Annotated in this window: 12 protein-coding genes; 6 read left to right on the top strand and 6 right to left on the bottom strand. The window is 68.0% G+C overall.

From position 1 onward, the window contains the following. Window positions 1–153 precede the first annotated feature (153 nt). The 3 genes from BLV63_RS05170 to BLV63_RS05160 all read right to left on the bottom strand — a co-directional run bounded on the left by BLV63_RS05170 (window position 154) and on the right by BLV63_RS05160 (window position 3,401). On the bottom strand, window positions 154–882 hold the full coding sequence (locus BLV63_RS05170; protein WP_066211817.1) for a phosphoadenylyl-sulfate reductase: 729 nt from the start codon (window positions 880–882) through the stop codon (window positions 154–156). Continuing rightward, window positions 879–2,627, bottom strand: coding sequence for a nitrite/sulfite reductase (locus BLV63_RS05165; RefSeq protein ID WP_066211819.1), 1,749 nt, complete (start codon window positions 2,625–2,627; stop codon window positions 879–881). Before BLV63_RS05165 ends, BLV63_RS05170 begins: the two co-directional genes overlap by 4 nt. A gap of 75 nt (window positions 2,628–2,702) precedes the next feature. Further along, a complete protein-coding gene (locus BLV63_RS05160; RefSeq protein WP_066211821.1) occupies window positions 2,703–3,401 on the bottom strand; it encodes a sirohydrochlorin chelatase in 699 nt (232 codons plus the stop codon). A 114-nt stretch (window positions 3,402–3,515) separates the two neighbouring features. Between BLV63_RS05160 and BLV63_RS05155 the strand changes: the two genes are divergently transcribed. Next, a complete protein-coding gene (locus BLV63_RS05155) occupies window positions 3,516–4,154 on the top strand; it encodes a trimeric intracellular cation channel family protein (RefSeq protein ID WP_066211823.1) in 639 nt (212 codons plus the stop codon). A gap of 191 nt (window positions 4,155–4,345) precedes the next feature. Further along, window positions 4,346–4,774 carry a hypothetical protein gene (locus tag BLV63_RS05150; protein ID WP_066211826.1) on the top strand — a complete coding sequence of 143 codons (429 nt, stop codon included), beginning with the start codon at window positions 4,346–4,348 and terminating at the stop codon, window positions 4,772–4,774. 325 nt (window positions 4,775–5,099) lie between these two features. Here the strand turns inward: BLV63_RS05150 and BLV63_RS05145 are convergent, their stop codons facing one another. Genes BLV63_RS05145 through BLV63_RS05135 form a run of 3 tightly spaced genes read right to left on the bottom strand, consistent with a single transcriptional unit; the run spans window position 5,100 to window position 8,322 of the window. Beyond that, window positions 5,100–6,203 (bottom strand): polyprenyl synthetase family protein, encoded by a 1,104-nt coding sequence (locus tag BLV63_RS05145; protein ID WP_066211828.1) that lies wholly within the window; start codon window positions 6,201–6,203, stop codon window positions 5,100–5,102. A gap of 9 nt (window positions 6,204–6,212) precedes the next feature. Next, the gene (locus tag BLV63_RS05140; RefSeq protein ID WP_066211830.1) at window positions 6,213–7,553 is read right to left on the bottom strand and encodes a geranylgeranyl reductase family protein; all 1,341 of its coding nucleotides are present in this window, start codon (window positions 7,551–7,553) and stop codon (window positions 6,213–6,215) included. Between the two features lie 10 nt (window positions 7,554–7,563). Next, window positions 7,564–8,322 (bottom strand): demethylmenaquinone methyltransferase, encoded by a 759-nt coding sequence (locus BLV63_RS05135; RefSeq protein ID WP_074784048.1) that lies wholly within the window; start codon window positions 8,320–8,322, stop codon window positions 7,564–7,566. A 132-nt stretch (window positions 8,323–8,454) separates the two neighbouring features. On the opposite strand from BLV63_RS05135, the gene BLV63_RS05130 reads away from it, so the two are divergent. The 4 genes from BLV63_RS05130 (at window position 8,455) to BLV63_RS05115 (ending at window position 12,875) form a co-directional block, all read left to right on the top strand. Beyond that, window positions 8,455–9,786: an isochorismate synthase gene (locus tag BLV63_RS05130; protein ID WP_066211832.1), complete on the top strand. Its 1,332-nt coding sequence runs from the start codon at window positions 8,455–8,457 to the stop codon at window positions 9,784–9,786. A gap of 371 nt (window positions 9,787–10,157) precedes the next feature. Continuing rightward, window positions 10,158–11,117 (top strand): ABC transporter substrate-binding protein, encoded by a 960-nt coding sequence (locus BLV63_RS05125; protein ID WP_066211835.1) that lies wholly within the window; start codon window positions 10,158–10,160, stop codon window positions 11,115–11,117. 31 nt (window positions 11,118–11,148) lie between these two features. Further along, on the top strand, window positions 11,149–12,078 hold the full coding sequence (locus BLV63_RS05120) for an amino acid ABC transporter permease (protein WP_066211837.1): 930 nt from the start codon (window positions 11,149–11,151) through the stop codon (window positions 12,076–12,078). A gap of 11 nt (window positions 12,079–12,089) precedes the next feature. Beyond that, window positions 12,090–12,875: an amino acid ABC transporter ATP-binding protein gene (locus BLV63_RS05115; protein WP_066211839.1), complete on the top strand. Its 786-nt coding sequence runs from the start codon at window positions 12,090–12,092 to the stop codon at window positions 12,873–12,875. Window positions 12,876–12,950 lie beyond the last annotated feature (75 nt).

Genomic DNA, 12,950 nt, shown 5'->3' with positions numbered 1-12,950 from the left:
CGCCTGCGGACGACCCATCACGCGAGCCGAGCCCAGCTGCGAGCGGTGCAGAGGACTTTTCGAAAACGGCGCATCGCGCGAGCGAGGAACGAGCGAGTGTGTCTAAGCCGCGTGGAAAGTCCTCCGCACTGCGGAGACGAGAGGCAGGACCGCTCACGTGTGGAGCCCGCATTCGGTCTTGTCGGATCCGGCCCAACGGCCGGATCGCGGGTCCGCCCCCGGCGCGACCTTGTTCGTGCATGGCTGGCAGCCGATGGACGGGTAGCCCTGGGTCAGGAGCGGGTTGGACGGGAGCAGGTGCTCGTCCGAGTACTCCATGAGCTGCTCGTAGCTCCATGGCGCCACCGGGTTGACCTTGACCAGGCCGTTGGCCGCATCCCAGGTCACGAGCGGCGTGTTGGTCCGGGTGGGGGCCTCGTCGCGGCGGACGCCGGTGAACCACAGCTCGTACCCGGCCAGGTTGCGGCGCAGCGGCACCACCTTGCGCATGTTGCAGCAGGAGGCGGCGTCGCGGGCGAAGAGGTCCTTGCCGAACAGCCGGTCCTGCTGCTCCACGGTGTTCTCCGGCAGCACGTCCACCACGTTCACGCGAAGGGTCTTGGCCACCAGATCGCGGGTCTGGTACGTCTCCGGGAAGTGGTAGCCGGTGTCGAGGAAGAGGACGTCGACGCCGGGCAGCTGCTCGGCGACGAGGGCCGGCAGCACGGCGTCGGCCATGGAGCACGCCACGGTGACCGCCGGCGTCGCGAAGTTGCGCTTCACCCAGGCGATGACGTCCTCGGCCGGGGCGTCCCAGGCCAGTTCGGCCGCGCCCGACTCGGCGAGGGCCTTCAGTTCCTCCGGAGTGCGAAGGCCCCTCTCGGTGCGGATGTCCGTGCTCATTGCAGTGCCTCCTCGTCCGCGGCGTGCGCCCATTCGGCGAAGCTCTGGCCCTCGGCGTGGTCGGCGACGAAGCGGCGGACCACGCGCTCCACGTAATCCGGCAGATCCGCCACGTAGACCTTGAGTCCACGGACGGTACGGCCGAGGCCTGCCTCCTCGCGGGAGGTCGACGCCAGCCCGCCGCCCAGGTGCACCTGGAAGCCGGGAGCCGGGTCGCCGCCGTCGACGGGAAGCATCATGCCCTTCAGCCCGATGTCCGCGGTCTGGATGCGGGCGCAGGAGTTGGGGCAGCCGTTGATGTGCAGGCTCAGGGCATCGGGGAGGGTGCCGGCCCCGACCAGGTCGGCGAGGCGGCGCTCCAGTTCGGCGATGGCCGTGGCCGCGGTGACCTTGGTCTCGACGATCGCCAGCTTGCAGTATTCGATGCCGGTGCAGGCGATGGTGCCGCGCCGGAAGACGCTCGGCCGGGCGGAGAGGCCCAGGGCGTCGAGTTCGGCGATGAGCGGTTCCACCTGGTCGCCGGGGACGTCGAGCACCACGAGCTTCTGGTGCGGGGTGGTGCGCAGACGCTGCGAGCCGTGGGCCTCCAGGACATCGGCCAGGCGGACCAGGTTCTCACCGGACAGGCGGCCGACCGTGGGGGCGACGCCGATGAAGAAGCGTCCGTCCTTCTGCTCGTGAACGCCGATGTGGTCACCGGGGGTCGGCGGCTTGGGTGCGGCGGGGCCGTCAGCCAGCCGGTAGCCGAGGTACTCGTCCTCGAGGATCTGCCGGAACTTCTCCGGACCCCAATCGGCCAGGAGGAACTTCAGTCGGGCCTTGGTGCGCATGCGACGGTAGCCGTAGTCGCGGAAGATCTGCGTGACGCCATGCCACACTTCGGCGCCCTGTTCCGGGGTGACGAAGGCGCCCAGGCGCTTGCCGAGCATGGGGTTCGTCGACAGCGCGCCGCCCACCCACAGGTCGTAGCCGACGCCGAGCTCCGGGTGCACCACGCCGACGAAGGCGCAGTCGTTGATCTCGTGCACCACGTCCTGCGACGGGTGGCCCGTGATGGCGGTCTTGTACTTGCGCGGCAGGTTCGCCAGCTCGGGATCGCCGATGAACTTGTCCGCGATCTCGTGGATCAGCGGCGTCGGGTCGATGATCTCGTCCTTGGCGATGCCGGCCACGGGCGAGCCGAGGATGACACGCGGCACGTCGCCGCAGGCCTCGGTGGTGGAGAGGTCGACCGCTTCGAGGCGGCGCCAGATCTCCGGCACGTCCTCCACCTGGATCCAGTGCAGCTGGATGTTCTGGCGGTCGGTGATGTCCGCGGAGCCTCGGGCGAAGTCCACGGAGATCTGCCCGATGACCCGCAGCTGCTCCGTGGTGAGCGCCCCGCCGTCGATCCGGACGCGGAGCATGAAGTACTTGTCCTCGAGCTCATGCGGCTCGAGCGTGGCGGTCTTGCCGCCGTCGATCCCGGGCTTGCGCTGCGTGTAGAGGCCCCACCAACGGAAACGGCCGTGAAGATCGGTGCCGTCGATCGAATCGAAGCCACCCTTGGAGTAGATGGTCTCGATGCGTTCGCGGACGCTGAGCCCACCGTCCTCCTGCTTCCACACCTCATTCGGGTTGAGCGGCGTGGTGCCGTCAACCTTCCACTGGCCGTGCGGCTTGGCGGCCGGCCGGCCCGCGCGCGGCGTGCGTGCTGGACGGGCTTCGGGTGAGGGGTTCGCTCCGGCTAGAGCTGTGTCGGTCATACAGAAAATGTAGGGTGGGCCACTTTGGCCTCCCAAGGTCACCGGACATGTGACGACACGGGGGGCAATATTTCGTCACGCGCCGGGAGCGGCGGCGACGGCCTCGTCGAAGCGCTTCAGCACGAGTCCCGCCAGCGCCTCCGACGGCAGCAGCGGCTCGGTCACCAGATCCGCCCCGGCCTTGAAGAGCTGGTCATGGAACCAGCCGTGAGCCAGGAGATAGGACGCGACGACGACGCGCGGCGCCCCCGCCGCCCGGGCCGCCTCCACCGCGTGGGGCACCTTCGGCTCTGCCGCACTTCCGTAGGCGCAGGTCACCGGCCTGCCGAGGCGGGCGGCGAGCTGCCCCGCGACCTCCTCCACGGCTGCGGAGGCCGCCGGGTTCGAGGAGCCGGCGGCGGCCAGGACGACGGCGTCGTCGTCCGCCAGTCCGGCCTCCCTCAAGCGTTCCTCCAGCACGTCCACCAGCACCGGATCCGGGCCGAGCGGCGCCGCCGCGGACGTCCGGGGCCGGGAGTCCCGGGCCTGGGCGATGTCCACCTTCACGTGGTACCCGACGCTCAGGAGCACCGGCACGATCACGGCCGGCTCGCCCTCAGGCAGGGCGGCCACCACGTCGGGGAGGGCCGGCTCCTGGACATCCACGTAGGCCTCGCGCACGTCCAGCGAGGGGCGGAGCGCGGACACGGCTCGTCGGAACTCGCGCACTTCGGCGTCGCCGGTGGCGTTGCTGGTTCCGTGCGAGCACGCGATGAGGACAGGGCTGTGAGTCATGACTGGGAGCGTAACGCGAGCGGTCCCCCGGTGCCTTAACCTTGATTGCGAAGCATGTCGGGCGACCCATTCCGGAATCCTGATGTGCGCACGGACAGAGCGGAAGGGAAGGCCATGTCCTTTGACACCGGCCTCCTGGCCCTCGACCTGCTGGGCGTGTTCTTCTTCGCCGTCTCCGGCTCGCTGCTGGCGGCCCGCAAGCGCTTCGACGTCGTGGGCTCGGTCCTTCTCGCGTGCCTCGTGAGCCTCGGCGGCGGTGTGGTCCGCGACGTCATCCTGGGCGTGCACCTGCCCTCCGCGTTCGGCCAGCCCATCTACCTGGTGCCGCCGATCCTGGCCGCCGCTCTCGTCTACATCTTCTTCAACAGCGTGCAGCGTGTCACCTCCCTCCTCACCCTGTTCGACGCCGGCGGGCTAGCCCTGTTCTGCATCTCCGGCACGCTGAAGGCCATCTCCCTCGGCGCGAACCCGGTGGCGGCCATCCTGCTGGGAGTCACCACGGCCGTGGGCGGCGGCGTCCTGCGCGACATCACGGCCAACGAAGTGCCCGCGCTCTTCGACGCCCGCGAGATCTACGCGCTCCCGGCCTTCTGCGGCGCGGCGCTGACCGCGCTCGTCTGGCATCTCGGCTGGTTCAACCTGGTAACCGGCCTCACGATCGCCGCCCTCGTCTTCGCCTTCCGGGTCACCGCCTGGCGCCGCCACTGGTACGTCCCCCTTGCCGTGCACGGCTGGCACCGTCAGCTCGACTGAGCGTTCCGCCGTCGACCTTGGGCCGCCCTTGATGTCGACCTTGCACTTTCTCGGGCTTCCCGGCGCTGAGCCCCGAGAAAGTGCAAGGTGAACCACGCGCACGGCGACCACACGCGGCGCAGAACCACGCGCACCGTGAGCTCCGTCCCAGGCCACCGCGGGGGCTTGCTCCACTGGATAGGATGGAACCCATGAGCGAAATGTTCTTGGAGAAGTACCGCGCGCTTGTCCCGAAGTACCTGGCCGATGACTGGCAGGAAGAGGACGGCATCCCCGAGGCTGAGCTCGACGCCGCCCTGGCCGGGCTGAAGCTCACGCTTCCCCAGGCCATGCGAGAGTTCTACCTGGCCCTCGGCGGCTGCGAAGACATCATGGAGGCCTACCACTACTTCTGGGACCCGGAAGAGCTGGAAGTCGACGACGAGGGCTTCCTCATGTTCCTGGAGGACGAGGACGAAAGCTACACCTGGGGCATCCGGGTGGGCGACCTCAGCGTCCCGGACCCGATCGTCTGGCGGAAGAACAACGCCCGCGGCGAATGGAAGAGCGAGGACGGCACCTTCTCCGAGTTCACCTTTGACATGCTGGCCTGGGCCTTCGAGGATGACGAAGAGTCCTGAGCCGAACTCGTCTCTCCACGCTTCGCAATGAATGACTGGACGCATGACAAAATTCGTCATATGCTAACGGCAGGAATCGCCCCCTCCTAAGGTGGTTCTTTCGGGAGCCCTTCTAAAATAATCTCCCGATTTCCCAAGAGACAGGCCCGCAGGCCATGGATCCCCCCTAGATGTCCTGCGGGTCTGTTTCGTTGTCCGTCGTGGAGTAATTCCGGCTCACAGGACGTCATCCGGAAACAGAACATCCCGGCACGGTCCAGAACCATGCCGGGATGCTGTCACGAAGTGTCAAAACGCAACGGTCCAGGTGGGACCGCCGTGGGGCTCAGGCGGTGCGGTCCACCACGGCCAGCGCGAAGTTCGCCAGGGACTCCTTGACCACGCCTTCGGGAAGCGGCTCCAGAGCGGTCATGGCCTCATCGGCCCAGCGACGCGCCACGGCCCACGACTGTTCGGTCACCGGGTGCGCGCCCAGCGCGGAGACGGCGGCCGCCAGGGCCTCATCACCGCTCAGGTCACCGTCCACGAGCGCCAGCACCTCGGCGGCGGAGGCGTCGCCGTCGCGGGCGGCCTGCCGCAGCAGGAGGACCGGCAGAGTCGGCACGCCTTCGCGGAGGTCGGTGCCCGGGGTCTTGCCGGACTTCACGCGGGCGCTGGTCACGTCGATGACGTCATCGGCCAGCTGGAACGCGACGCCCAGCTTCTCGCCGTACTCGACCAGGACGTTCTCCACGGTCTCGTCGACGCCGGCGAAGATCGCGCCGAGCTGGGCGGACGCGGCCACGAGGGAGCCGGTCTTGTCCGCGAGCACCTGGATGTAGTGCTGCAAGGGGTCCTCGTCCTCCCGCGGACCCACGGTCTCGTGGAGCTGGCCGAGGCACAGACGTTCGAAGGTGCGGGCCTGGATGCCGAGGGCACGGCCACCGAGCTCGGAGACCAGGATGGAGGCCCGGGCGAAGATCAGGTCGCCGGTCAGGACCGCCACCGAGTTGCCCCAGACCTCATGCGCCGTCGGCGCACCGCGGCGGAAGGGCGCGGAGTCCATGACGTCGTCGTGATACAGCGTGGCCAGATGCGTCAGTTCCACCACGACGGCGGCCTGCAGCACCTCGGGGCGGGTGTAGTCGCCCAGGTGGGAGCAGAGGAGGGCCAGGAGCGGGCGGATGCGCTTGCCGCCGGCCTCCACCAGGTGACGCGAGGTGGCGTCCGCCAGGGGATCGGAGTTCGCGATGGCCTCCCGCAGCATCTTCTCCACACGGGCCAGGTTGGTGGTCAGCGCGGGGCCGATCACCTGATCCTCGGAGATCGCGGCGAAGCCACGCGGCAAGGTCAGGCCGGTGGCGATGGCCGTAGTGCTCGGCTCGGGTTCCACGGCGCTGGAAGGTCCGTGTCCGGCGTGCGTCCAGGTGCGGTCTGCGGGTGTGCTCACGGTTAAAGCCTAACGAGTCGCGGGGAGGGTCTGTGACGCACGCGGGGCGGGCGCCGTTCCGGTGTTCGACGTGGCGGGCACCAGTCGTTCGAGCAGAGCGATCACGGAGTCCTCGAAACGCCCCGACCGGGGGTCCGTGAGGTTCGCGAGCATGCGCACCACGAACCGCATCAGCGCGGGCAGCGGCATGCCCGTGCGGAGTGCCAGTTTCATGATCCGCGGATTGCCGATCAGGCGCGCGAACACCCGGCCGAGCGTGAAGTGACTGCCCCATTCATCGCGCACCTGGGTGGCGTAGGCGGCCAGGCCGGCGTCGAGCGCACGTTCGGCGGCGCCCGCCGAGGTGGCGCTGCGGGCGGCACGATCGGCGTCGATGAGGTGCTCGGCGGCGAAGCGCGCGGACTCCATCGCGTAGGAGATGCCCTCGCCGTTGAACGGTGAGACCATGCCGCCGGCATCGCCGAGCAGCAGCATCCCGGGAAGGTGGTGCGGAGTGCGGTTGAAGCCCATGGGAAGGGCGGCGCCGCGGATCTCGCCCACCAGGTTCTCCTCGCGGTAGCCCCACTCCCCCGGCATGGCGGCGACCCAGTCCCGCATGACCTGCTTGTAGTCGAGGCGGCCGAACTCCTTGGAGGAGTTGAGGATGCCCAGGCCGACGTTCGAGGTGCCGTCCCCGACGCCGAAGATCCAGCCGTAGCCGGGCAGCGGCTTGCCGTCCTTGCCGGGCAGCTCGAGCCAGCCCTCCATCCAGTCGTCCTCGTGCCGGGGACTCGTGTAGTAGCCGCGGACGGCCACGCCCAGGGGGCGGTCGTCGCGCTTGGCCACGCCGAGGGACACTGCCGTGCGGGTCGAGTTGCCGTCGGCCGCGAGGACGACGTCGGCGTGGAAGTCCCGCGTCTCGCCGGTCTTGCGTCCGCGTTCGTCGAGGATCGCGGCCCGGGCGCCGATGACGCGTCCGGAGTCGTCGCGCAGCGCTTCGGTGACGGAATGGCGTTCCAGAACGGTGGCCCCCGAGGCCTCCGCGTGGCGGGCGAGCGCCTCATCGAAGCCGAGGCGCGTCCGGATCAGGCCGTACTGCGGGAAATCGCCGACCTCGGGCCAGGCGAGCTCCACCTGGCGGCCGCCGGCGATCAGGCGCAGGCCCTTGTTCCGGCGCCAGCCGTCGGCCTCCTCGTGCGGCAGCCCGAGGCGCTGGATCTCACGCACCGCACGCGGGGTGAGCCCGTCGCCGCAGACCTTCTCCCGCGGAAAGGACGTCTTCTCCAGGACCGTGACCTCATGGCCGTCCTGGGCGAGGTAGTGCGCAGCGGTGGACCCGGCGGGACCCGCGCCGACAATGAGAACGTTCACCGGGCTCCCTCTAGCGCGCGGCGGGCGCCGGGCGTGCGGTGGAGGCTGCGGCGTCGTCGGTCAGTGGCTTGACGCCGCGGTGCACGGCGACGATGCCGCCGTTCAGATTGCGGTAGGCGACGTCCTCCCAGCCGGCGTCCTGGAGCCAGTGGGCGAGTTCGTCCTGGTTCGGCCAGGCGCGGATCGACTCGGCGAGGTAGACGTAGGCGTCCGGGTTGGAGGAGACCTTGCGGGCGATCGCGGGGAGCGCACGCATGAGGTACTCGGTGTACATGGTGCGCCACACGGGGACGGTCGGGTGGGAGAACTCCGCCACGACGATCCGGCCGCCGGGGCGGGTGACGCGGAGCATCTCGGCGAGGGCCTTGCGCGGTTCGTTCACGTTGCGCAGGCCGAAGGAGATGGTGCAGGCGTCGAAGCTGTCATCCTCGAACGGGAGGTTCATGGCGTCGCCGGCCACGAAGTCGATGTCCGGGCGGCGGCGCTTGCCGACCTTGAGCATGCCGAGGGAGAAATCGCAGGCCACGACGTCGATCCCGGCGTCCGCGTAGGGCTCGCTGGAGGTGCCGGTGCCGGCCGCCAGATCGAGGACGCGCTGCCCCGGAACCGCGCCGACCGCGTCGAAGACGATTTTGCGCCACCGCCGCGTCTGCCCGAGGGACAGGACATCGTTGACCACGTCGTACTTCGGCGCAACATCGTCGAACATGGTGGCTACTTCTTCGGGACGCTTGTCGAGCGAGGCTCGGATCGGTGTGCTGCTCACCATCTCATTGTCGCAAACATTCGCGACGACCACGGATTCCTTGTGACCATGCTCTCCTGACGACGGTTCGGAGAGGGCGGACGGAACCGGCCCTGAACAGGACGAGGCGCAGTTCGGGAGTACCCTTGTTCCATCATGAGCAGCACGCTGAAGAGCACCACCGTACCTCTGGGCGAGGACGCCTCCGAGGACGGTCTGGCGGCTTTCCTCGCCGACCCTCATGCCCCCGCCGTCGCACTGAGCTGGATCCGCCGCGGTTCGGGCCTCCTCGGCTTCGGCGAAGTGACCCGCTTCGAGGTCTCCGGCCCGGAACGTTTCATGCTCGCCGAGCAGTGGTGGCGCGCCTTGTCGCTGACGGCGCAGGTCATCGACCCCCTCGGCCTTCCCGGCACCGGCCCCGCCGCCTTCGGCTCCTTCGCATTCTCCAAGACGTCCGGCTACGCCTCACGCCTCGTGGTGCCCGAACTCGTCATCGGCCAGCGGAACGGCCTGCGCTGGGCGACGCTGTCGACCTTCGCGGACTCCGCACCGTCGGAGGACGATGTCCGCGACGCCGTGGAGCGTCTGCTCCCCCGCCCGCAGTCCTCGGACGACGCCGCCGCGCGGCGCCCGGCGCTGAACGCCCCCATCCGCCCGGGCTCGCTGAGCGAGGCGGAGTGGATGGCCGCCGTCGACGAAGGGGTGGAGCGCATCCGCTCGGGCGCCGTCGAGAAGATCGTCCTGGCCCGCGACGTCGAGGTGGACCTGCCCTCCGCCGTGGTCCCCGAGAACGTCCTGGCCCGGCTGGCCCGGCAGTACCGCGAATGCTGGACCTACCGCGTGGACGGCTTCGTCGGGGCGACCCCGGAGATGCTCATCCAGGTGGTGGGCCGCACCGCCCAGGCCCGCGTCCTCGCCGGCACCCTGGACCGCCGGGACGCCGTGGAACGCACGGCGGAGGAGGACGAGACCGCCTACGCCGAACGCGTGCTCGCCGGTTCGGTGAAACAGCGCCACGAACACCAGATCGCCATCGATTCCCTGGTCAACGCGCTCGAACCGTTCTCCGAAGCCACCGACGCCCATGAGGAACCGTTCATCCTGGAACTGCCCAATGTGTGGCACCTCGCCTCCGATGTGAAGGCCGAGCTCCTGGACGCCGAGGGGCACATCCCGTCCTCCCTGGCCCTGGTCAACGCCCTTCACCCGACCGCCGCCGTGTGCGGAACGCCCACCCTGCCCGCGGGCGCGATCATCCGCGAACTGGAGCATCTGGACCGCGGCCCTTACGCCGGACCGGTGGGCTGGCTCGACGCCGCCGGGAACGGCGAGTGGGGCATCGGACTGCGCGGCGGACTCCTGGACGGGTCGACGGCCCGACTGTTCGCCGGCTGCGGCGTCGTGGAGGGGTCGATCCCCGAGTCCGAGCTCGCGGAGACTTGGGCGAAGTTCCGCCCGATGCTGGAAGCCCTCAACGTCGCATCCTGAGGCGTGAGGCCGGGCGAGGCCCAACTTCGAGCCCTGCCACCCGCGAGCTCACTTCCTTCGGCGTGACCGGCCCTGTGCCGCAGGACGGCGCGCCGTCGTCGTCGTTTTCCGAAGCATGTCTTTCGCGTCCGGAATACCGGACACAATGGCGAGTCGGATTCCCCGCCGGCCTCCGATCTGCGCTTTAGTGATGGGAGTCACACGGCGAGGCGGAGCTGAAGAATTTACCGTCAGGCAACATTCAAGGCTTGTGCTTCGCGGCGAGGCGTTGTCCAATAGTCAATGCAAGTTGACTGTGACGCACCTCTCAATGCGTGACTACACTTAAGCGGACTCAACTCCAGGTCCCAGCGCAACAAAGGGTAAAAATCATGATGTTCAACCGCTCCCTCTTCGGTAGCACCAAGGTCAAGACGGCAGCCGTACTGGCCATCGGCGCGCTGGCTCTCTCCGCCTGCACCAATGCCTCCGAGACGGCAGACAACGGTTCCAAGCCGTCTTCCGGCTCCTCCAGCACTGCGACGTTCGATCCCAGCACCGTCCAGAAGGATGACGCCCTCGCCGCCAAGGTCCCGGCCGCCATCAAGACCAAGGGCACCCTGGTGGTCGGCTCCGACACCAGCTACGCACCGGCGGAGTTCCTCGACGCGGACGGCCAGACCCCGATCGGCTACGACGTCGACATCGCGAAGGCCATCGGCGCCAAGCTGGGCCTGAAGGTCCAGGTCCAGACCGCCGAGTTCACCGGCATCCTCCCCGCGCTCGGCCCCAAGTACGACCTGGGCATCTCCTCCTTCACCATCAACAAGGAGCGCCTCCAGGCCGTCAACATGGTCAGCTACTTCAAGGCCGGCACCACCTGGGCCGTCAAGAAGGGCAACCCCAAGGGCTTCAGCCTGGATGACGTCTGCGGCAAGTCCATCGGCGTCCAGACCGGCACCGTCCAGGAGGACCCGGATCTGAAGGACCGCAACAAGAAGTGCGTCGACGCCGGCAAGAAGCCGATCGACATTGTGACCCTGAAGAACCAGACCGACGTCACCACCCGCCTGGTGAACGGTTCCATCGACGCGATGGCCGCCGACTCCCCCATCATCGGCTACGCGCTGACCCAGACCAACGGCCAGCTCGAGAAGATCGGTGACATCTACGACGCCGCTCCCCAGGGCGTGACCGTGGCCAAGGCGGACACCGCCCTGGCGACCCTGGTCCAGGACACCCTGAACAGCCTCATCGCGGACGGCTCCTACAAGAAGATCCTCGACGCCTGGGGCAACTCCGAAGGTGCGATCACCAAGTCCGAGCTGAACCCGGCTCCGGCCGCGTCCTGATCCGTTCTCTCCCCAGAAGCTCAGGTAGATCATGAGTCACAAAGACGACGCACCAGTGCTGAATCACTCAGTGCCGGTGCGGCACCCGGGACGCATCGTCAGTGCGGTCATCATCATCGGCGTGGTCGTCGCGGTCCTGGTGAACATCTTCACCAACAAGGAATTCCACTGGGACGTGGTCGGCAAGTACATCCTCGACGTCAAGGTCGTGCAGGGTGTGGGCTGGACGCTGCTGCTGACGGTGGCGTCCATGGCCATCGCGATCGTCCTCGCCATCATCCTGGCGATCATGCGGCAATCCGACAATCCGGTGCTCCGCTGGTCCTCATGGTTCTGGGTGTGGTTCTTCCGCGGCACCCCGGTGTACACCCAGTTGATCTTCTGGGGCCTGTTCGCAGTGCTCTACCCGAAGATCAGCGCGGGGATCCCTTACGGACCCCAGTGGTTCAGCATCGACACCTCGACGGTGATCACGGCGACCGTGGCGGCCATCCTCGGCCTGGGCCTGAATGAATCGGCATACCTGGCGGAGATCTTCCGTGCCGGCCTGAAGTCCGTCGACAAGGGCCAGATGGAGGCCGCGCAGGCGCTCGGCATGTCCAACGGCAAGATCATGTGGCGCATCGTCCTGCCGCAGGCCATGCGGATCATCGTGCCGCCGACCGGCAACGAGACCATCGGCATGCTGAAGACCACCTCCCTGGTCCTCGCCGTGCCGTTCACCCTCGACCTGACATTCGTCACGAACGCCCTGGCGAACCGCCTCTACCTCCCCGTTCCGCTGCTCATCGTCGCGGCGATCTGGTACCTGCTCATCACCAGCATCCTCATGGTGGGTCAGCACTACCTCGAGAAGTACTACGGCCGAGGCGTCGACGGCGGTGTGCCCCAGGTGATCAATCCGGACGCGCTCAAGGCCCAGATGCTGGCCGAGGGCGCCCCGCGAATGTCCGGACAGTGAGGCTCAGGAATATGGCTGAAACGAATACTGAAGAGAACAAGCCCCTCGTCCGCATCGAGGGTCTGCACAAGTACTACGGGCACCACCACGTCCTCAAGGGCATCGACATGACGGTGAAGAAGGGCGAGGTGGCGGTCGTCATCGGGCCCTCCGGCTCCGGAAAGTCGACCATGCTCCGCTGCGTGAACCTGATGGAGACCATCAGCGCCGGCCGCATCCACGTGGGCGACCAGCTGATCGGCTACCGCGAGGTGAACGGTCGCCTGCACGATCTCAAGGACAAGGAGATCGCAGCCCAGCGCCAGAACATCGGCATGGTGTTCCAGAAGTTCAACCTCTTCCCGCATATGACCGCGCTGGAGAACGTCATCGAGGCGCCCATGCAGGTCAAGGGTCAGAGCAAGGCGGTGGCCAAGAAGCGCGCCGCCGAGCTGCTGGAGATGGTGGGCCTGGGATCGCGCATCAACCACTACCCGTCGCAGCTCTCCGGCGGCCAGCAGCAGCGCGTGGCGATCGCCCGGGCACTGGCCATGGAACCCGAGGTCATGCTCTTCGACGAGCCCACCTCGGCCCTGGACCCGGAGCTCGTGGGTGACGTGCTGAACGTGATGAAGGACCTCGCGAAGTCCGGCATGACCATGATCGTGGTGACCCACGAAATCGGTTTCGCCCGCGAGGTCGGCGACACCCTGACGTTCATGGACGGCGGCGTGGTCGTGGAGTCCGGCGATCCCCGGGCGATCATCGCCGCTCCGCAGCACGAACGCACCAAGGAGTTCCTGAGCCGCGTGCTCTGACGCGCCTCTCCCCTCTGATCGACTGCTCCATAGGATGTCGTTTTCCCCGGTTTTCCGCGGATTCCGGCATCGTAT

This window comes from Arthrobacter woluwensis (assembly GCF_900105345.1).
Lineage (GTDB): Bacteria > Actinomycetota > Actinomycetes > Actinomycetales > Micrococcaceae > Arthrobacter_E > Arthrobacter_E woluwensis.
The sequence above is the reverse complement of the archived record's forward strand: the minus strand, read 5'-3'. Positions and strand labels throughout refer to the sequence as shown.